Genomic DNA, 21,579 nt, shown 5'->3' on the forward strand with positions numbered 1-21,579 from the left:
AGTAGGAATGATTACGACTAATAGTGGCTTTAATAACCCCATCACTTTATAGATAATACGAAAAATTTTAGTCTTTATCTTCAACACCACCACGAATTATGAACTTAATTTAATTCTTGAAACAGTCTACCTAGCCCCGTTCTATTTGATATGCTAAAATTGTCATATCTACACGAAAAGGAGAATGCATCTTGTCAAATCCAGTATACGGTAAACAAACCAATACGTCGAGGGATGTCGGAAACAGGTCTTCACTATTTTGGTTGGTAATTATTGGGGTTGTTCTTTTTTTAGTATGGGCGCCCTTCCAGATCGCATTATTTAATGGGCAAATGCTAGACTTTGAGAGACCTATTTATTGGGCGGTTTTCATTTCTAGCGTACTTCTATTAATGATGGTTGCTGCCTTCTATAAGAAATTTAAGCTTGAAGATCAGCGTGATGCGCTGTCCTTGTTCGTTCTGCTATTACCTCTTACATACATAGTTTCGCTTTTCTTTGCAGCATCACATAATTTAGCAGTCAACATGGTACTCATCCAGTGCATCTATGCAAGCATCTTCCTTATTACTTTGTACTTATTGCAAGACAAGCTGTCTAACAAAATCATGCAAATGACCCTGATGGGCGTTGCTTATATTATCGTTCTGTTCGGATTCCTGAACTGGTTCGGCCAAGGTACGTTCGCAGCCAAGTTGGTGGACTGGTTCTCGCCGGCAGTATTGAATGGAAAATATAACGATGCGGTTATGACCGACTCTAACGGTCTGCGCTTAACTTCTGTGTTCCAATATGCGAATACATACGCAGCTTTCCTAATGGCGATTCTGTTCGCGGCTGTATTTAACGTAACTCGGCTTAAAAAGTGGTACGATCAGCTTCTGCACGGGTTTATGCTCGTACCGATTATTGTTTCGTTGCTTCTGACGCTTTCACGCGGTGGTCTAGTCATGCTTCCGGTAGCGTTTGTCATTCTGCTGTTATTACTGAAACCAGCAAAACAAATTCTATGGTTTATCTACTGCGCCATTGCGGGCGCTGCTTCCCTTGCAATCATTAGTCATGTGACTGATCTTGGCCTTTCCCTTAATCAAAAATATAACGGCAGCGATGCGGCCAAAGGCTGGGCTTACCTGCTTATCGCGTCGGCTATAGTCGCAATTCTCGTATGGTTGATTGAACGATTCTTGGCTCCTCGTCTAGATAAAGGATTACAGGGCTTAGCTTCTCGTAAGCTATCAAACTTGTGGATTCCACTTGGTTCATTGGTTGCAGGAGCACTTCTTATTTTATTGTTTGTAGGTACAAGTTTGAAAAATATTTTGCCGCACAATATCCTTGTACGCGTTGAAAATATCAACTTCAACCAGCACAGTGTACTCGAACGGTTCACATTCTATAAAGATGCGACCAAGCTGCTAGCAGATTACCCGATCTTCGGTGCTGGCGGCGGGGCATGGGCTACGCTGTATGAGAAATACCAGAACAACCCGTATACAAGCCGCCAAGCTCACAACTTCTTCTTACAGTATCTCGTTGAAGTAGGGATCGTCGGATTTATCGTATTTATGGCGTTTATGATTTTTATTTTCTATAAATACATTCGCAGCTATTTGAAATCGGATGAGGAGCAGCGTGAATCGCACTTTATTTATTTCATCCTAACGATGTCCATTCTGCTGCACAGTATTCTCGACTTCAATATGAGTTATGTCTTTATGGGGATCCTTGTATTTATCGGATTTGGGGGTATGGCTTCCGTCATTGAGGCGAAACCTCTGAAAAAGTTCACTTTACAAGCACCCACCATGCGTTCGGTTTATACTATATTACTAACTCTAGCCTCGATCGTCCTGGTCTTCGTATCTCTTCGTTACGTAAGTGCGAGCAGTTCAGCACTTGAAGCAAGAGCGATCATAAGCACAAGCAACTCATATGAAGAGTTAAGAAAACCTCTGGATAAAGAACTGAAAATCCGGAGCACTCATCCAGACACGGTGTTATTAATGACTTCTTTACTTGAACAAATGTACAAGCAGACACAAAACGATGCTTACTACAAAGAAGCATATACTTTGCTGACAAAAGCACTGAAAGATGAGCCTTACAATAAAAACCTACTGAACCAGCTCATTACCATGGATGAACTCAAAAATCAACAAGCAGAAGCATTTAAAGTTCTTAAGGAACATGTTAATACATTTAAATGGGATATTAATTGGTATGAATCATTAATTGCGAAGGCTTATGAACTCGGAAGTACAGACGCTGCGAAGAAAGATGAATATTTCAATACAGGTCTCACCGCTTATAATGAAATTCTCAAAGGTGTTGCATACCTGAAAACACTTCCGAAAGGCCAGTTCCCAGGACGACCATTCGAAGTGACGCCAACCATTGCACTTCATGCCGGCAAAATGTACTACATGTCCAATAAGCCTGACCAAGCGGCAGCAGCGTTGAAACTAGGTCTTAATCAAAATTTAAACGATGCTACAAATCGTGAAATTGCTCGTTGGTACTTGGCCGCATTACAGAAACAAGGTACCAACGATCAAAATGTGTATGATCAGCTGATTAAGGTGGACCCTTCTGAAAAGAATCAAATTAAGCAGATTGTGTCGTTAAAATTGTAAATATAGGTAAGGTAAACTAAATCGATCTCTCTAATGAGTTGCCCCCTTAAGTATCGATATTGAACAAACTCAATGTCTATAATTCTAGGGGGCTTTTCGTTTTACTGAAATGAAAAAGAGTGCATAGAAGCACTCTTTTAAGTATGAGACACAATCAATTCACACTTCCCTTTAATCGAATAACTTCCTAATTTCGCAGGTAAGATAAAATGTGCCCCTTTATTCAATTCATATTCTATTCCATCATGGATAAGTAAACCTTCGCCCTCAATGACACTGCATAAAAGGTATGGTTGATCCTGTGTAAAAACTTGTTCACCGGTTACTTTCCATTTATATACGGAGAAGTATTTATTTTTAATAAAAGAAGTGATTACTGCATATTCTTTTTCAATTACAGTAGGTAATCTTGCATCATCAACATGTGGTACAGTCGTTACATCAATTGCTTTATTCAAATGAAGCTCTCGTTTATTCCCTTGATCATCTGTACGATCGTAGTCATAGAAACGATACGTTGTGTCAGAGCTTTGTTGTGTTTCAAGGACGAGGGTTCCCTCACATAATGCATGGATTGTTCCACTTGGTACATAAAAGAAGTCGCCTGGTTTAATTTTCACTCTTCGGAGCAGATTATTCCATTCCCCTCGTTCGATCATACGAATAAGCTCTTCCTTCGACTGCACATTATGACCGTAAATGATATCCGTATTTTCTTTACAATCAATGATATACCAGCATTCTGTTTTACCTAGTTCACCATTTTCATACTTATTGGCATATTCATCATTTGGGTGAACTTGAACAGATAAATCACTGTTTGCATCCAGAATTTTTGTTAGAAGAGGAAATGTGTGTCCTTCAGCTCCACCGAAAAGTTCTCGATGTTCTTTCCACAATTCTCCTAAGGTTTTGCCTTTATATATTCCTTCAGCAACAACACTTTGTCCGTGTGGGTGAGCAGAAATTGCCCAACATTCTCCCGTTGTTTCTGAAGGAATATTGTATCCAAATCTATCCCTTAGTAGCGTTCCACCCCATATCCGATCTTTGAAAACGGGAGTTAAAAAAATTGGAGAATGATCCATCGTATCCACATCCTTCGGATTATGTATTTTCACTAAACTAACGAAGTAAATAGGAATCTATTAAACTCGTTTATTAAAAACAATTAAACTCCTATCAAATCATGAGACGATTTAACGTAACAACAGGTTGATTTTATCTTAGTGAGAGGCCGATTTTTTGTTCGTTTCTTCCGCTAATCTTCGTTTCATATATTCCAGCAAGTTGTCTCTTAATTCATCATGCTGAAGCGCATAATGAATCGTCGTCTGAATAAATCCAAGCTTCTCCCCAACATCATGACGCACTCCGTCAAAATGATAGGCAAAGATGGATTCATGTTCAGCTAACCTCGAAAGAGCATCGGTCAGCTGTATTTCGCCATTTACGCCTTCACGCTGCTCTCCCAGTAAATCGAAAATACGCGGCGTTAATATGTATCGTCCCATAATAGCCATATTAGAAGGGGCTTCGTTTGGTTTCGGCTTCTCTACTAATTGCTTACTCAGGTGGAGCCGCTCATTCACAGCTGTGCCGTCCACAATCCCATAACGCGACACATCTTCCCATGGGACGGGCTGAACACCAATAATCGTAGCATGTTGCTCTTCGTACACATCCATCATCTGCCTAAGGCACGGCACGTCAGATTCAACAATGTCGTCACCGAGCAGCACAGCGAACGGCTCATCGCCGATAAATTTGCGGGCGCACCAGATCGCATGCCCAAGCCCTTTTGGTTCTTTTTGACGTATGTAATGAATATCAGCCATCTCTGATGACTTGCGAACCTCATGAAGAAGGTCCCATTTTTGCTTTTCCTGCAAATTATGTTCCAGCTCAAATGAATAGTCGAAATGGTCCTCGATTGCCCGCTTTCCTTTACCCGTCACGATAATGATATCTTCAATTCCTGAAGCTACCGCTTCTTCAATAATATATTGAATGGTGGGCTTATCGACGATAGGCAGCATTTCCTTCGGCATTGCCTTCGTTGCTGGGAGGAAGCGAGTACCGAGTCCTGCAGCGGGAATGATCGCTTTACGTATTTTCATGTAAGAAACGACTCCTTAATCAGTGCTGTAACTCTATGTATGTATTCTATTCAGGAAATATTATACACGACGCCAGAGAAGATAACATTACTCAACAAAGAAAATAATCCTTACGCTCTCATGCTTAAGGATTATTCCTTGTGACCACATATGCCTTTGCCGAATGCGCTTCGACTCTCACCCTCAGCTGCCTGCCTGTTACACCGCCCTGCTCGATAACGATCTGATCAGACGGATTGAATACATTATTCAGCATCATTCCCGCAGGAAGACTGCTTTCCGCACGAAGAGGTATTACTTCTGTCTGCTCGATGTCGGAATTACTGAACACCGCAATGACCTCTTGCCCTTCTAGCCATCCATTCTCTACACGCCGGGAAAAAGCATACAAGTGCTGAGAGGCCCACATCTCTCTTTGCTTGCCCGTCCGGAGCGCCTCATAAGTTCTGCGAATCTCGTTCAGCTCAGCAATATGTTGATACGTATCTGTATCCTGTCTAAAATAATCTTCGAGCACTCTGCCTTCGGCATCCCGCTTCACCATCGACCAACGGTTCCATGTATCTGCCGCACCCCCACTGACGAGCTGCCCATGGGCATTGCCCTTGTTCTGCTCCGTTCCTTGGAAGATGGCAGGTATGCCTCGCGCCATAAAAATAAAAGTAAGCGCATTTTGCAGCTTGCGCACGTCTCCTCCTGCTTCCGTCAGGAAACGATTGCGGTCATGATTATCAATAAACGTGACCATACGCTGTTCGTTCCCTTGATAGACATAATCTTGAGCAAAGAGCCACTTCAGCGTCCTCTCAAACGATTCTCCATAAGCAAAGCTGCTAACCACTTCCCTGAGCAGGGGGAAATCTAGTAATCCCCATCCTCCATCTGGACCAACCCACTGAGCGATGAACGGCGGATGGTAATCCAGCACTTCACTGAAAGTAGGTACCCCTAAATGCTGCTCCAAATCTCTCACAACGGAAGGACGCATCATTTTAGCCGCATCTACCCGCGCAGCATCTGCGCCTGTATAATCGATCCAACCTTTAATAGAGTCGAAAATTGCCTGCTTTGCCTCGGGATGATCATGATCAATATCGTCTAAACCGCTCAGGTCGTGACATTCGATATAATCCTGTGCCCACTGCGAGTAATTCCCCTCCACTAAGCTCCAATCCAAATCTCCATAGTGATGATACCAATCGGGATTATTAAATGGCGGCGCTGGCTGTAAATCTCCTTGATCATAATACGCGTTCGTACCGAGCAAATAGTCCCCGACATGATTCGGAACGACATCAATAATGATCTTCATCCCTCTGGTATGAGCTTGATCGACTAGTTCTTTCAGCTTCTCCTTCGTCCCGAAGTATGGATTAGCCCGGTTCGGATCCTTCATGTTGTACCCGTGATATGCTGTATTTCTGCCCGTTCCGCCATTGTCCCGGCTAAGCATTTGCGGCTCGGCAACCGGTGAAATCCAAATCGCCGTAAACCCCATACGCTCTATATAATCTAATTTATCAATAACCCCTTGCCAGTCTCCACCCTTCATATAGCGAAAATCTTCCTCGCACTCCTCAGCGTACCGAATTGCAGGACCAGTCGCATTATTCGATGGGTCACCATCATAGAACCGATCGACCATTACTTGATAAATCGTATCATGTTCATCAAATCCAATCCGTCCTGTCTCTTTCATCCTAAGCGCATACGGAATACCAAATATGACAAAACATAGAATCATCAGAATGACCATCACGTCATCATAAGAATGGGGCATCACACCACCCTCCTTTTTGATTCTACTCTTAAGACTACGAATATACGGAATCGCTTTCAGAGTATTATGTATCTTAATATATGCATAAGAAATCAGGAGTGCGAATAAAAAGAGGCCATTCCCTCCTAATCTGCACCATTGCGCAGAACAGAAAGGGAACAGCCCTAACATGTTTATTTCAACTATCTCATTATTTCACTAGCTGGCCGCGCGTAACACCCAGTTGGTTCGTCGCTTTCAGCGTCTTCCATACTTGTGTTCCGCTAATTTCACCGCGCAGCGCACGAGTATACAGATCAATAACCTGAAGCACTTGCTCTGGTGTCTCTTCCAAGAATTCTACACGGTAGCTAGGTACGCCCAGCTCCATAAATTGAGTCAAGTACTCAGCACCCGATTGTTCAATCGCGTTATATACCGTATTACGGCAACCTTCGTCTACACGAACAGGATGAGACATACCGATGCGGTCTTGCAAGGACGCACGATGCGACTCACAAGGACGGCCGCAGTTCGTGTAGTCTGTTCCTTCACTTAGGAACGTACAGTACACGCAGTGCTCCGTATGGAACATTGGCAAATGCTGATGGATCACAATCTCCATCTCGGATGTCCGGCTATGACGCAGCAGGTCAACCATTTGCTGAATATTGAGGTCATATGAAGGTGTTACTTTATCTAGACCGGACTCAAGGAACAAGTCTACCGTCTTATGGTTGGCAATATTCAGAGAGAAATCACCAATGAGCTCTGGGAACGGCTCGTTCGGATGTTCCATGCGGTAGCGCAAGTAGAAGTAGAGCGCTCCGGTATTCCGAACAAGTACCGCATCCGGCTTCAAACGCAGGATGTTGTTGTGGTACCCGTTCTCGCCCGGCATATGAATACGCGGTGTAACGAGCGCAATCTTCTTCCCTGCTTGATGAACCATCTCTACCGCTGCCGGGAACTGCTTAATAAATTCGAAGTCGGCGTAAATCAGCTCGACATTCGTCTGAATGACAGCCTCCACCTGCGGGAGGCTGCGGCAAAGCGCGGTCAGCTTCGCTTCACCGCGCCGAACCGGCTGCGTGCTACGCACCACATCGCCGTACACCTCTACCGCCCGTTTTACATATACGGGCGGCTTCGGCCGCTCGCCAGCGAGCATATCCACTGCACGGCGGCGGATATTGTTCAGCTCGCGGATCGGCAAAATAATGTCGCCATGCAGGTCCGCATCCAGCTGTTCCAGCTGGAAGATCGTGCCGCCCAGGCGACCGAACTGCTCTTCAAGCAGCGCCACATCCATCGGGCGCTTCTTCGCGAGTTCAAGCTCCAATTCGGAGTCGACGCGTACCGTCGTTCCTTTCTGCACGTCCGTCCACCATGTAATCAGCGGTTGTCCTGGATTACCCAACACTTTCACATGTACAGGGAACACGCGGTACGGCTTATCTGTCTCATAAGTCTGGCGCAGACGTTTATCGAGCGCCGGATCGTTCGTCTTCCAGATACGGTCGCCCACATGAACGCGGCGCAAATCAACATCGCTTCGTCCTGGCACGATGTCGACAATCCAGTTCTCTTCAGCCTCGCCTTCGATCTTAACTCCTTTACGGCGCAAATCATAAATGCGTCCGCCCTCTTCCTTCTTCGTCGGATCGCCTGCGTCGAACACGATGCCATCGCCGCGTTTCAGAGGCGCTTCAATCTTACATACGACGCCGTCGCGCAGCACTTGTTCTACACGGCCAACATACACACCGCGGCTCTTCGGAAATGTTCCTTCCACGAGCTTCTTGTTATTCGTTCCTTCCAAGAAACCATGCGTGAAGCCGCGTGAGAAGCTTTGCTGCAATTCACGCACTTCTTCTTTAGAAGGAGCGGAAGTATCGCCATCGAAATAACGATCAATCGCTTTGCGATATTTGCTTACGACATTCGCTACATATTCAGGACTTTTCAGTCGTCCTTCAATTTTAAAGGAGGTTACGCCCGCTTCGATGAGCTGAGGCATAATATCAATTGCGGCCAGATCTTTAGGTGAGAGAAGGTACGCAACATCTCCCATGACCTTCTGCTCACCATCCACAATCAAATCGTACGGTAAGCGGCATGCTTGCGCACATTCCCCGCGGTTCGCAGAGCGTCCGCCCCACATTTCGGATGTTAAGCACTGTCCAGAATACGATACGCACAGCGCACCATGCACGAATACTTCCATAGGAAGTTTCGCTTGATCACCAATCGTTTTGATCTGTTTTAGGTTATTTTCCCGGCCAAGTACAACCCGCTCCATGTTGAACGGCTTCGTAAATTCCACCGCTTCAGGCGACGTAATCGTCATTTGCGTAGAACCGTGAATCGGAAAATCCGGTGAAATTTCACGAATCAGCTTCACGAGGCCAAGATCCTGTACGATCACCGCATCAACGCCTGCATCGATACAAGCATCAATCAGTTCCTTCGCATCCGCAAGCTCATCTTCGAACACTAAAATATTAAACGTCAGAAACCCTTTCACACCATAGCTGTGCAGAAAGGCCATAATTTCTGGCAGTTCATCCATACGGAAGTTGTTCGCGCGCGCTCTGGCATTAAATTTTTCCACACCAAAAAAGATCGCATCAGCACCGTTCGCTACGGCTGCCCGCATACAATCCCAATCGCCGGCTGGAGCGAGCAGCTCGACATCTTCTCTGCGAAGCGTTTTGTTGTTCATATATCCTCCCAAATCGCTATCTATTAAGTCTCGTTTTCATGATCATCCATATCATTTGGTAACTAAACTATTTTAACAGACATTCTGTCCAGACTCTACCCTTTCCAACCATTCCATATCACCAGATGAGAAAAAACACGCTGCCAATAGACAACGTGGTTTACATCTCATTTATTTTTTATAGAATTCAAATGACTTAAGCGTTCTGTCGATCGCCTGCAGCTGCGCATCCGTACGGTTCGCGTCATTTATTGAAGTATAAATAGTGTAATTGACCCCGTTATTAGAGAAAACAATGATTTCCTCTGTGTAGGGAATACGCTTTTTCACTCCGCTTGCCGTAAATACGGTGGCGGGAACGCCAGCGAAAGTAGACTGCTCGACTTTTTCCAGTTTGGAGCTGCTTCCATACGTGCCCGTATAACTCTCTTTAACTCTAGCCACCGTCTGCTCATACGTGCTGTCTTCATCTGCGGTAAGTGAAAATCCGCCGCCGATAAATTGATAATCCAAATTACCGTCAAAGTTGCCATATCCAGCTGTCCAATAAGTAGGAATGTTCAGTTTATAACGATATGTTTTCGAGGCGACTATTGTTGATTTGGTCTTATCTACAATAAGCGAATCATCTACTAAATAACCAAAGTTGTTAGGAACGATGTTAAAGGCAATTTTTACAGATTTCATAATTTGTCTGAACTTATCCTTATCTGTTTCTTGACCTTCTGGAACGGAATATATGAATTTATAACGGTATCCTTTAGCCTGCAAATATACATCGTACTCCGTTGTCCAGCCATCACCAACATTATATTGAATTTCGTTAATAAGTGCCGGTTGACCCGCTACATCAAAAGAATACATATCCACAGTACGATATGCCGTTTGAACATACGTCTCCTGCAGCCACTGATCCATTTGTTTCTTCCAACCGCTTAAAGTCTCACCCTTCGGAGCAGATGAAACTGCCACTTTCAAAGAGGAGCCTTCCGGACTTTCATAATACATATTCTCGTTATCGATGTGCCACTCGGCGGGGATGGAGAACATCATTCCATAATCAGAAAGCAGGACAGCATGCATGCCATCTACAACCGTCGATAGATCTTTGATCGATCGATCTGCTTTGTTAAACGAAGTCGTAAATGAACCTAATAAACTGTTAAATTGATTCAAATCTTTATAATTGACCGCTTCAACGTCAACGAGAAAGACCGAATATAACTGTTCATGATCATAGTATTGTCTAAGTTCCCAGAACGCTCCGCTTCCATCTTTTACAACAACTCTAGCGTAAGGCACTTTCGCTTGTGGGAATGTTTCACGGTGTACAATAGTACCTCCCATATCGATTGCTTGTTCTACCGCTTGATACAGTAGATCATCCACACTAAGCGCTACTTCTTGAGGGGTGACTCCCACTTGAACGTAATAGGAGCCTTCCGCTTCACTCATGATGACTTTACTTTCGTCTGTTCCTTTTTCAATAACAAGCTCAGCCGGATAATTCATAGACCACTGATAGTAGCTGTTCCCTACCTTCTTCTTGCCCACGTCGCTATCAATTCCTGATGTCCCCTTTGCTGCTTCTTCTGAAGAAGCGCCAAGCCCAATCGTAATCCATCCATCGCTAGATACTTTAATAGATGCACCGATATTTTCTGCGATAAGCCGAAGTGGAACCATAAGAGTATCTGACACCATTCTAGGCGCAGCTTCTAACTTCACTTTATTCCCGTCAACCCAAGCCACGTTGCTGCCTATCGTCATGGAAATAGTATGTGAGCTGTAGAGAACTTTAACGACGTTACCGTTTTCCAGCTTCGTTTGGGTACCGAATGCTTTTTTGAAAAGAGCGAGCGGAACCATCGTCACTCCGTGATCGATATAGGGCTTCTCAATCGTTTCTTTGGTCCCGTTAATTTCGGCTGACCCGCTTCCTATTTTAATGATTGCAGTATTCTGAGCGCTAGAATCTGCTGATACCGGAAGTACGATATAGGACAGAACGAGCAATAGAGCCACAATGCTAATACCCATCTTGCGTGCCGTATTCATCTGAGCGGTTACCCCTTTACCTTGTTATTTGTCTTGTGATGAAGAATGATCTTGCACCAGTGTCAAGCTGCGTGTAACGATATCGCCGCCAGATTCAATGACGAGCTTCACCTTTTGTCCTGGCAGATAACCCTTAAGCAGTTCATTTACGTCGACTACGGATGTTACCGATTTTCCATCTATACTGTACAATACGTCACCCTCGGTAATGCCCGCCTTCTGCGCTTCAGAGGAGTTCACGTCCGAGATCGTCATTGGATCTGCATTCGGCAAGCCCACTAACGCTGACCAGCTTTCTTCCAATCCAAGTCCCAGACTCGCTCGTTTCACTTCTCCATATTTAAAATATTGATTAATCACGTACTGAACCGTGTTCGCTGGAATCGAGAATCCTAAGTTATCAATACCGACTGCCGAATATTTCATCGTGTTGATACCGACTACCTCACCCTTTAAATTAACAAGCGGCCCGCCGCTGTTCCCCGGATTTATTGCCGTATCCGTCTGAATCAGCTTGTATGATGCATCGAGCGCTCGGTTAAGTCCGCTTATAACTCCTACGGTTGCCGAATTGCGAAGCGAGAACGAGATGGGTGTTCCGATGGCAATCACCTTTTCTCCCACTTGCACTTGATCGATCGAAGATACGAATTTAGCCGGTTTTAAATTTTTAGCATTAATTTTGATAATCGCAAGGTCACTTACGGTGTCGCTGTATGCTTTCGTAATTTGATAGGTTTTGCCATCTGAAGTGACCACAATCGTATTCGATAGACCATCAATGACATGAGCATTGGTTACAATCCACCCATCAGATTTGATAATGACACCCGTACCGTGAGCTAAATCATATCGGTTAGACTGTTCATCAGAAGAGTCAACGGGTTTACCGATAATACCTACGACTGATGGTGATACATTTTTGACTACTTGCGGGACAGGATCCTGTGCAATTACTTTATATGTACCTGTAGAGCTGTCGTATGTACCTTGTCCGCCAAGAGCCTGAACGGCATCCGCCGCTTTAACATACACTTCTCCATTTATCACTTTGGCTTTAAGTGCTGTTCCTGCGCTTTCTGCTGCTGCACTAATACCTCCGCTTACGCTGAGTGCTATGGCAATCAGAGTCATTACTGCTTTTTTCGCAACTGTTCTCACACGCTCACCCGGTCCTCTCCATCTATAAGTCTATGAAATTATTACTAATCTATCATAATATATCTGCCAATCATATACATTTGTTTAGCTCCATCCACAACAAAAAAAAGACAACTCCTTCGCCCTATGCGAATAAGCTGTCTCTTTATACGTTATGTATTCTTTGGGATTAACTAAAAAACCAGCCCTTAATCATAATGAAATCGGAAAACAAGAAGACTAGCAAACTAACGATTCCAAATCCAATTGCAAAATAATTCTTTTTGCCGCTAGTACCCATCAGGCGATATACTCCGATAAAGATAATTACAGTAAAAAGCAGCATAATAATATCAAAAAAACTAAAGGTGGATGTGGATTGAGCCGCTTCTGCCAATAACATGGTGGGACCTCCTCTTTTAACTTCGGTCAAATTACATATCTCTTTCTACTTTATCTTTCCAGTCGTCTAGATGCAAGACCTAAACTGCAAAAATTTACAATTGTCTTAAAAAGTTCATCAATTATCGTTTTTTTTCATTTATTAATTTCATTTTGAATATTCATAAACAATTCTAATAACTATTTGCACACTCTTTCGTTTACGCTGATATAGAAATATGATACGATCATTAATAATATCATAGTTATTTTGTCGGAATTATTACAGTTATTTACTAAGGGGAGGTTTTAACATGGCATATGAACCGATTTGGATCGCAGACCCAGATAAATTAAATAAATTCGAATTTGTAAAATTAGAAAAAGACGGACTTGATGTCATCCGTACCATTATCGAAAAATATGCAAAAGAAGGCTACGATTCCATCCCTGCTGATGATATGGACCGTTTCAAATGGGCTGGTGTATACCAGCAAAAACCGAAAGACGGTCACTTCATGATGCGCGTCCGCATCAACACAGGCATTATGACGACGGCACAAGCGCGTGCTCTAGCAACGATAGCTCAACTGTATGGACGTAATCTCATCGATGTCACGACGCGTCAAGCGATCCAGTTTCACTGGTTACGAGTTGAGAATTTGCCTGATATTTTTCAGCGCCTTGAAGATGTAGGTCTGTACTCTTATGAAGCTTGCGGCGACTGCCCTCGGACGATTGTCGGTAACCCTCTGGCAGGGATTGATAAATATGAGCTCATCGATACGTCCGAAATTGTAGAGGAAGTAAATACGTTTTTCATGTTAAACCGTGATTTCTCGAACTTGCCTCGTAAATATAAAATGTCGATTTCCTCGAATATTTACAATAACGCACAAGCGGAAATCAATGACCTTTCGTTCACACCTGCGGTTAAAGTGATTGATGGTCAAGAAGTGATCGGGTTCCATGTCATGGTTGGCGGCGGACTTTCTGCCAAACCTCACTTAGCTAAATCACTAGATATTTTTGTTCGTCCGGAAGAAGTACTGAAAGTTGCTGTTGGCGTGACAACGATTTTCCGTGATTACGGATATCGCGAGAAACGTCACCACGCTCGTTTGAAATTCCTCGTTGCCGATTGGGGCCCTGAGAAATTCAAAGAGAAACTCGTAGAATTGATCGGCGAGCTTCCTACCCGCGGTGAAGACAAGACGGTAGGCTGGCAAGCTGCTTACTTCGACGGCGTTCATCCGCAAAAACAAGAAGGATTAAATTATATTGGACTTAATGTACCTGTAGGACGTCTGAATTCGGATGAACTGCTTCAGCTTGCTGATTTGGCAGATCAATACGGCGACGGGAAAATCCGCACAACCATGTCACAAAACATTATCCTAAGCGGCATTCCAGATGCTAAAGTGAATGAGGTTCTGCAAGCACCCGTACTTGAACGTCTAACGCCGAACCCTAAGCATTTCATGAGCCGGACCGTTTCTTGCACAGGCAATGAATTTTGTAATCTGGCTATCGTTGAAACGAAGAAGCGCGCCGAGCTAGTCGCTCAATATTTGGACGATCACGTACAGCTCGATGAGAAAGTACGCATCCACTTTATCGGTTGCCCGAATGCATGCGGCCAGAAGCATATTGCGGATATTGGTCTGCAAGGTGCACTAGTGAAGACGCCAGATGGCATGGTCGACGCTTTCGACATTGCTGTCGGAGGAGCACTTGGTCCAAATGCCAAATTCAATCAAGCTTTGAAAGGCCGTGTCAAAGGCGATCAAGTTGCTCAAGTGTTGGAACAATTGATTCTGTTCTACAAGGAACAACGTCATCCTGAGGAGAGCTTCTTCCATTTCGTTGAACGTGTGGGCGTACCAGCATTCCAAGAGAAACTAGACAATATCCTTGCAGCAGGTATTGCGTCTTAATCGAATATACCAACTTTATACAAAAAGAGTACATCGATCTTCATGTAAGATTCGATGTACTCTTTTTGTATTGGCGTGGCCATAGAAACTATTAATGCTTAAGTTCTAACTGCTTGGCACGCTGTTTATCGCGTTCAAGAATTGGTTTTAAGTAGCGGCCTGTGTAAGATTGATCTACCTTCACAATGTCCTCAGGCGTACCTGATGCGATGACTGTGCCGCCGCCGCTGCCGCCTTCCGGCCCCATATCGATAATGTAGTCGGCTGTCTTGATGACATCGAGATTATGCTCAATGACAAGCACCGATTCGCCTGAATCAACGAGTCGATGGAGTACCTGAAGCAGTCTGTCGGTATCTGCGACGTGTAGTCCGGTAGTCGGTTCGTCCAAAATATACATCGTTTTACCTGTACTGCGGCGATACAATTCAGAAGCAAGCTTCACACGCTGCGCTTCCCCGCCTGAAAGTGTTGTCGCTGGCTGGCCGAGCTTGACGTAGCCAAGTCCAACATCAAGCAATGTTTGCAGCTTGCGATGGATACGCGGAATGTTCTTGAAAAATTCAGTCGCATCCTCCACCGTCATTTCAAGCACTTCAGCGATATTTTTGTTTTTGTATTTCACTTCAAGCGTTTCGCGATTGTATCGTTTCCCTTTACATACTTCACATGGTACATATACATCAGGAAGGAAGTGCATCTCAATTTTAATGATACCATCCCCGCGGCATGCCTCGCAGCGTCCTCCCTTAACGTTAAAGCTGAAACGGCCCTTCTTATATCCACGAATTTTCGCTTCATTCGTTTGAGCGAATATGTCGCGAATATCATCGAACACACCTGTATAGGTAGCAGGGTTGGAGCGCGGTGTGCGCCCGATTGGAGATTGATCGATATCGACCACTTTCTCAATATGTTCAAGCCCCTTAATTTCCTTATACTGCCCTGGACGTACCTTCGCTTTATTCAAATCGCGGGCAAGCGTCTTATACAAAATTTCGTTTACTAATGTGGATTTACCAGAGCCTGATACCCCAGTAACTGCTGTAAATACACCAATAGGTATTTTCACGTTGATGTTCTTCAAGTTGTTCTCTTTCGCACCGCGAATTTCAAGCCAGCGGTCATCCGTAGCTCGGCGCTTCTCAGGGACAGGGATGAACTTACGTCCGCTTAAATATTGACCGGTAATCGAATTGGCATCTTTCATAATTTCCCCAGGCGTTCCTTGGGCAACGACAGTTCCCCCGTGAATACCTGCACCCGGCCCAATATCAATAATATAGTCCGCAGCCATCATCGTATCTTCATCGTGCTCAACGACAATCAGTGTGTTCCCTAAATCGCGCATATGTTCAAGCGTGGAGATGAGCCTGTCATTATCCCGCTGATGAAGACCGATACTTGGCTCGTCCAAAATGTACAGCACGCCCATTAAGCTCGATCCGATCTGCGTCGCTAATCTAATACGCTGAGCTTCACCGCCGGATAACGTGCCGGCAGCACGGCTAAGCGTCAAATAGTCGAGCCCTACATTAACAAGGAATCCAAGTCTGCTATTGATTTCTTTGAGAATTAAATTGGCAATCGCACGTTCCTTCTCAGTAAGCTCTAAATTGCTAAAGAAATCTTGAGCATCTCCGATGGACAGGCTTGTCACATAAGCCATGTTCTTATCATTAATCGTAACGGCTAGAACTTCCTTCTTCAGACGGTGACCTTTACATACATCACAAGGCTTAGCACTCATGAAGCCTTCAATAAATTCACGAATCCCTTCCGAAGCTGTCTCGCGATAGCGTCGTTCCAAATTCGGAATAATTCCTTCAAACGTTACAAGCGCTTCTTTTCTTTGTCCGAAATCATTTTCATAATGAAAACGAATCTTCTGATCACCTGTCCCATAAAGGAGCTTCTCCATTTGATCAGGTGTCAGCTGTGATACCGGTACGTCCTGCGGAATGTTGTAATGCTCGCACACCGATTTCAGAAATTGCGGATAGTAATTGGATGTGCTGCCAGCCCATGCTTCAAATGCACCTTCTTCAATGCTTTTCTCTTGATCAGGTACAAGTAAATCTGGATCGACAATCATTTTGACACCTAGTCCATCGCACTCTGGACAAGCGCCGAATGGGCTGTTGAAGGAGAACATCCGAGGCGACAATTCTTCCATACTGAAGCCACAAATTGGACAAGCAAAATTCGAGCTAAAACGCAGCTCTTCCTGGCCAATAATATCGACTAGAATTTGACCGCCTGACAACTTAAGCGCAGTCTCAATAGAATCTGCCAGACGCGGCTCTACATCTTCTTTAATGACGATACGGTCGACGACCACTTCGATCGTATGCTTTTTATTTTTCTCCAGTTCAATATTTTCGGACAAGTCACGAAGCTCACCGTCCACACGGACGCGGACGAACCCTTGCTTCGCGATATCCGTAAGCACATTTTTGTGCTCGCCCTTACGCCCAGAAATAACTGGCGCTAATATTTGCAGCCTTGTACGTTCAGGATACTGCATAATCCGGTCTACCATTTGCTCTACGGTCTGCGATGTAATCTCGATTCCATGTTCAGGGCAATGAGGATGACCGATGCGGGCAAACAAAAGCCGCAAATAATCATATATCTCGGTAACCGTACCGACGGTAGAACGCGGGTTGCGGCTCGTTGTTTTCTGGTCGATCGAAATTGCAGGGGACAGACCTTCGATGGAATCCACGTCAGGCTTCTCCATTTGTCCTAGAAACTGGCGAGCATATGCAGACAGCGACTCTACGTAACGCCGCTGTCCTTCTGCATAAATGGTATCAAATGCCAATGATGATTTACCTGAACCGCTAAGTCCGGTTAGCACGACGAAGCGGTCTCGAGGGATCGTAATATCGATATTTTTCAAATTGTGTGCTCTCGCACCTTTAATGACAATATTCTCAGTGGCCAATCCTCTCATCTCCTACTCTGCCTTGAGCTCCAATATAGCATCACGCAATTCAGCCGCACGTTCAAACTGCAAGTTCTTCGCGGCTTCTTTCATTTCGACTTCGAGACGCGCTATCATCGACTGACGATCTTTCTTCGACAGCTTCTCGACATCGGTACCTGTCAAATAGTCAGTCTTCGCTTCAGCCACTTTCGTTGCCTCAATGACATCCCGGACTTTCTTCTTAATCGTCTGCGGAGTAATCCCATGCTCTTCATTGTAAGCCATCTGAATCTTGCGGCGGCGAGCGGTCTCTTTGATCGCTTTATCCATCGATTCCGTAATATGATCTGCATACATGATAACGAATCCTTCCGCGTTCCGCGCTGCGCGTCCAATCGTCTGGATGAGCGAACGTTCGGAACGGAGGAACCCTTCCTTATCAGCATCCAAGATAGCTACAAGTGACACTTCCGGCAAGTCGAGCCCTTCGCGCAGCAAGTTGATGCCGACAAGAACATCGTATGTTCCAAGCCGTAAGTCACGAAGCAGTGCAATCCGTTCAAGCGTCTTAATATCAGAATGAAGATATTTAACCTTAATGCCGACCTCTTTCAAATAATCGGTTAAATCCTCCGCCATTTTCTTCGTCAGCGTCGTCACGAGTACACGTTCATCTTTCGCCGTACGTTCGCGGATTTCCCCAATAAGATCGTCGATTTGCCCTTTCGTTGGGCGAACTTCGATCACCGGATCGAGCAATCCCGTAGGACGGATAATTTGCTCAACCATCGTATCACAATGCTCCAGTTCATAAGGTCCAGGCGTTGCAGATACATAGATCGCTTGGCTTACCTTCTCCTCGAATTCCTCGAACTTCAGCGGGCGGTTATCGAGTGCAGAAGGAAGACGGAAACCGTGCTCTACAAGCACCGTCTTACGCGCTTGGTCCCCGTTATACATTGCGCGAATTTGCGGCAATGTTACATGTGATTCGTCGATGACTACGAGCATATCATCCGGGAAGTAATCCAGCAGCGTATAGGGTGTTGCTCCCCGTTCACGGAATGTCAGCGGTCCAGAATAGTTCTCGATTCCGGAGCAAAATCCGATTTCCTTCATCATTTCGATATCATAGCGTGTTCGCTGCTCTAAGCGCTGCGCTTCCAGCAGTTTCCCTTGTGAACGGAAATACTCGAGCCGCTCTTCGAGCTCTCGCTCAATGTTCTTCAGAGCTACGCGCATCGTTTCCTCTTGCGTAACAAAGTGAGATGCAGGGAAGATGGCAACATGCTCTCGCTCACCTATCAATTCACCTGTAAGGACATCAATTTCTGTGATGCGTTCGATTTCATCCCCGAAAAATTCAACTCGAATCGCGTGCTCACTATTGGAAGCCGGGAAAATTTCTACGACATCACCGCGCACACGAAAAGTACCCCGCACGAAATTAATGTCGTTGCGCTGATATTGAATATCGACAAGCCGGCTTAATATTTGATTGCGGGGCTTCTCCATCCCAACTCGCAAAGACAAGAGCAAACTGCCGTATTCTTGCGGTGACCCGAGACCATAGATGCAAGATACACTCGCTACAATAATAACATCGCGCCGCTCAAACAATGCGCTCGTCGCGGAGTGACGCAATTTATCAATCTCTTCGTTAATGCTGGAATCCTTCTCAATATAAGTATCAGAAGACGGGATATAAGCCTCTGGTTGATAGTAGTCATAATAGCTGACAAAATAATCGACGGAGTTGTTCGGGAAAAACTCCTTAAACTCACTAGCGAGCTGTGCCGCCAATGTCTTGTTATGCGCAATGACAAGCGTAGGCCGATTCAGCTTGGCAATCGTCTGCGCAATCGTAAAGGTCTTCCCTGTCCCCGTCGCTCCGAGCAATGTCTGATGTCTTTTCCCTTGACGGACACCTTCGACAAGCTGCTCAATCGCTTTGGGCTGGTCTCCTTGAGGGGCAAAATCAGAAACGAGCTCAAACTTTTTGGAACTGACAACAATATCGTTCATTGCCCAAAATCTCCCTCACCGTTAAAATATATTTAGTAAACAAAATGCCGAAATTTCCCGATAATAATAAAAGGGATTTACGGCTTCACCATCTATTTATCATCAATAATATAACTATCATAAACATTAGAATAAATTTACATTCTATAGGAATGTTTGTTCCCATACATTATACCTTTTTCAAATGATGGATGCAAACGAAATGTCAACAGATGGGAGTGGCTTAATCAAATGGATATCACTATTATTGCAGGTCTTATTTTTGGACTTGCGGCCCTTATTGGAGGATTTCTATGGGAAGGCGGTCAGTTCGGCGGATTAATGCAAGCAACGGCTGCCCTGATCGTATTCGGCGGTACAATTGCAGCGGTCATCATTAGTTTCCCCGCCTCGAAGCTTAGAACGATTCCTGCAGCGCTGCGGATGGCGTTTGGCCGTCAAGAAATCGATCATGAATCCCTCATTAATGATCTCGTTAATATGGCGACTACAGCTCGTCGTGCCGGTGTTCTTGAGTTAGAGAGAGTTGCTAACAATCACCCTAACGACTTCGTCAGAGAAGGGATTGGGTTAGTCGTAGACGGCACCGATCAAGCGCTCGTGAAGGAGCTTCTGGAGCTTGAGATTGATAAAGAAGAAGCTAAGCATGAGGGATATGCCAAAATTTTTGAATCCGCAGGCGGATACGCTCCTACAATGGGGATTATCGGTACCGTTATGGGTCTCATTCACGTACTTAGCAGCTTAACCGATCCGACTCAGCTCGGACCAGCCATCGCTGTGGCTTTCACAGCAACTCTGTATGGTGTGGCAAGCGCCAACCTGATCTTTCTGCCGATTGCCTCGAAGATTAAAGAACGAAGCCAAGAGGAATTGCAGCATTTAGAAATGATTCTCCAAGGTGTACTTTCCGTACAAAATGGTGAAAATCCAATTCTCATTCGTAAAAAGCTCATGACGTTCGCGGACAAATCGCCGGAAAAAGATTCTTTTTCACCACTGGTGAGGAGGGAATGGAATGAGACAGCGAAATAGCCGCAAGGGCAAAGTACATCACGGAGACTCTAAAGACCGCTGGCTCATCACTTATGCCGATTTAATTACGCTGCTGCTCATTTTCTTCATCTTAATGTTTGCCATGAGCAGGATCGATGCCGAGAAATATAAGGTGATTACACGGTCGCTCCAACATACCTTTAAAAACGGCGACTCCATTCTTGAAAAAGGGTCCGGAATTACGGGTTCTGCAGATGTACATACATTCAAAAATCCACCGACAACAGAGATATCTAAAGCAAAAGATGGAGCAGACGAGCTCTCTGAGCGCGAGTTGGCTTTTCGCAAACAGGAAGAGCAGCTAAAAGAACTGATGAAGATGATTGAACAGTATATTCAATTGAATAAACTAGAGAGCAAAGTATTTGTTTCGGACGAGCCCAAAGGTATTATGATTACACTAAGTGATCAATTTCTGTTCGATCAAGGTAAAGCGGATCTAAAACCTGTCTCGGAGCCAACTCTTAAAAAATTAGCATCGTTGTTCGCAAAATTAGATGCTACGATTAGCATCGAAGGTCATACCGATAATCTTCCGATCGTATATGCATCCAAATATAAAGACAATTGGGAATTGTCCGGAGCACGCGCGCTATCGGTACTCCGCTACTTCATTGACCACGAGAAGCTCGATCCAACTAAGTTTCAATACGCTGGTTATGCAGATACGCACCCTGCAAGTGACAACTCTACTGAGCAAGGAAGACAAAAGAATCGCCGTGTTGAGATTATCGTGTTAAGACAGTTGCAGAAATAAATAGAAGCCCGCCGTAAAATTGGCGGGCTTTTTGTTATGGTAATAGAATATTA

General features: G+C 44.7%; 13 protein-coding genes. 4 read left to right on the plus strand and 9 right to left on the minus strand.

What is annotated here, in order from left to right:
• Window positions 1-191: 191 nt before the first annotated feature.
• Window positions 192-2,636, plus strand: coding sequence for an O-antigen ligase family protein (locus tag J2Z20_RS07320; RefSeq protein ID WP_209847498.1), 2,445 nt, complete (start codon window positions 192-194; stop codon window positions 2,634-2,636).
• A 137-nt stretch (window positions 2,637-2,773) separates the two neighbouring features.
• Here J2Z20_RS07320 and manA read toward each other — a convergent pair whose 3' ends face one another.
• The 7 genes from manA to J2Z20_RS07355 all read right to left on the minus strand — a co-directional run bounded on the left by manA (window position 2,774) and on the right by J2Z20_RS07355 (window position 12,841).
• Window positions 2,774-3,724, minus strand: coding sequence for a mannose-6-phosphate isomerase, class I (gene manA / locus J2Z20_RS07325; RefSeq protein ID WP_209847501.1), 951 nt, complete (start codon window positions 3,722-3,724; stop codon window positions 2,774-2,776).
• A 138-nt stretch (window positions 3,725-3,862) separates the two neighbouring features.
• Window positions 3,863-4,756 carry a UTP--glucose-1-phosphate uridylyltransferase GalU gene (gene galU, locus J2Z20_RS07330; RefSeq protein WP_209847504.1) on the minus strand — a complete coding sequence of 298 codons (894 nt, stop codon included), beginning with the start codon at window positions 4,754-4,756 and terminating at the stop codon, window positions 3,863-3,865.
• 124 nt (window positions 4,757-4,880) lie between these two features.
• Window positions 4,881-6,536 (minus strand): alpha-amylase family glycosyl hydrolase, encoded by a 1,656-nt coding sequence (locus J2Z20_RS07335; RefSeq protein WP_209847507.1) that lies wholly within the window; start codon window positions 6,534-6,536, stop codon window positions 4,881-4,883.
• A 190-nt stretch (window positions 6,537-6,726) separates the two neighbouring features.
• Window positions 6,727-9,240 carry a U32 family peptidase gene (locus tag J2Z20_RS07340; RefSeq protein WP_209847510.1) on the minus strand — a complete coding sequence of 838 codons (2,514 nt, stop codon included), beginning with the start codon at window positions 9,238-9,240 and terminating at the stop codon, window positions 6,727-6,729.
• 171 nt (window positions 9,241-9,411) lie between these two features.
• A complete protein-coding gene (locus J2Z20_RS07345; RefSeq protein WP_209847513.1) occupies window positions 9,412-11,298 on the minus strand; it encodes a copper amine oxidase N-terminal domain-containing protein in 1,887 nt (628 codons plus the stop codon).
• A gap of 24 nt (window positions 11,299-11,322) precedes the next feature.
• Window positions 11,323-12,459, minus strand: coding sequence for a S1C family serine protease (locus J2Z20_RS07350; RefSeq protein ID WP_415640009.1), 1,137 nt, complete (start codon window positions 12,457-12,459; stop codon window positions 11,323-11,325).
• A gap of 169 nt (window positions 12,460-12,628) precedes the next feature.
• On the minus strand, window positions 12,629-12,841 hold the full coding sequence (locus J2Z20_RS07355; protein WP_209847516.1) for a hypothetical protein: 213 nt from the start codon (window positions 12,839-12,841) through the stop codon (window positions 12,629-12,631).
• Window positions 12,842-13,133: 292 nt separating this feature from the next.
• On the opposite strand from J2Z20_RS07355, the gene J2Z20_RS07360 reads away from it, so the two are divergent.
• A complete protein-coding gene (locus J2Z20_RS07360; protein WP_209847519.1) occupies window positions 13,134-14,756 on the plus strand; it encodes a nitrite/sulfite reductase in 1,623 nt (540 codons plus the stop codon).
• A gap of 91 nt (window positions 14,757-14,847) precedes the next feature.
• Here the strand turns inward: J2Z20_RS07360 and uvrA are convergent, their stop codons facing one another.
• Both uvrA and uvrB read right to left on the minus strand, forming a co-directional pair.
• The gene (uvrA, locus tag J2Z20_RS07365; protein WP_209847522.1) at window positions 14,848-17,706 is read right to left on the minus strand and encodes an excinuclease ABC subunit UvrA; all 2,859 of its coding nucleotides are present in this window, start codon (window positions 17,704-17,706) and stop codon (window positions 14,848-14,850) included.
• A gap of 12 nt (window positions 17,707-17,718) precedes the next feature.
• On the minus strand, window positions 17,719-19,713 hold the full coding sequence (uvrB, locus tag J2Z20_RS07370; RefSeq protein ID WP_209847525.1) for an excinuclease ABC subunit UvrB: 1,995 nt from the start codon (window positions 19,711-19,713) through the stop codon (window positions 17,719-17,721).
• 231 nt (window positions 19,714-19,944) lie between these two features.
• On the opposite strand from uvrB, the gene J2Z20_RS07375 reads away from it, so the two are divergent.
• On the plus strand, window positions 19,945-20,748 hold the full coding sequence (locus tag J2Z20_RS07375) for a flagellar motor protein (RefSeq protein ID WP_209847528.1): 804 nt from the start codon (window positions 19,945-19,947) through the stop codon (window positions 20,746-20,748).
• A complete protein-coding gene (locus tag J2Z20_RS07380) occupies window positions 20,732-21,526 on the plus strand; it encodes a flagellar motor protein MotB (protein WP_209847531.1) in 795 nt (264 codons plus the stop codon). Before J2Z20_RS07375 ends, J2Z20_RS07380 begins: the two co-directional genes overlap by 17 nt.
• Window positions 21,527-21,579: the final 53 nt, after the last annotated feature.

Source organism: Paenibacillus sediminis (assembly GCF_017873765.1).
Lineage (GTDB): Bacteria > Bacillota > Bacilli > Paenibacillales > Paenibacillaceae > Paenibacillus_AG > Paenibacillus_AG sediminis.

What these genes read in the sequence shown, in the direction of transcription:
- J2Z20_RS07355 (WP_209847516.1), bottom strand. Translation starts at nt 12,841, where the DNA reads ATGTTATTGGCAGAAGCGGCTCAATCCACATCCACCTTTAGTTTTTTT.
- J2Z20_RS07340 (WP_209847510.1), bottom strand. Translation starts at nt 9,240, where the DNA reads ATGAACAACAAAACGCTTCGCAGAGAAGATGTCGAGCTGCTCGCTCCA.
- galU (WP_209847504.1), bottom strand. Translation starts at nt 4,756, where the DNA reads ATGAAAATACGTAAAGCGATCATTCCCGCTGCAGGACTCGGTACTCGC.
- uvrB (WP_209847525.1), bottom strand. Translation starts at nt 19,713, where the DNA reads ATGAACGATATTGTTGTCAGTTCCAAAAAGTTTGAGCTCGTTTCTGAT.
- J2Z20_RS07360 (WP_209847519.1), top strand. Translation starts at nt 13,134, where the DNA reads ATGGCATATGAACCGATTTGGATCGCAGACCCAGATAAATTAAATAAA.
- J2Z20_RS07335 (WP_209847507.1), bottom strand. Translation starts at nt 6,536, where the DNA reads ATGCCCCATTCTTATGATGACGTGATGGTCATTCTGATGATTCTATGT.
- manA (WP_209847501.1), bottom strand. Translation starts at nt 3,724, where the DNA reads ATGGATCATTCTCCAATTTTTTTAACTCCCGTTTTCAAAGATCGGATA.
- J2Z20_RS07345 (WP_209847513.1), bottom strand. Translation starts at nt 11,298, where the DNA reads ATGAATACGGCACGCAAGATGGGTATTAGCATTGTGGCTCTATTGCTC.
- J2Z20_RS07375 (WP_209847528.1), top strand. Translation starts at nt 19,945, where the DNA reads ATGGATATCACTATTATTGCAGGTCTTATTTTTGGACTTGCGGCCCTT.
- J2Z20_RS07380 (WP_209847531.1), top strand. Translation starts at nt 20,732, where the DNA reads ATGAGACAGCGAAATAGCCGCAAGGGCAAAGTACATCACGGAGACTCT.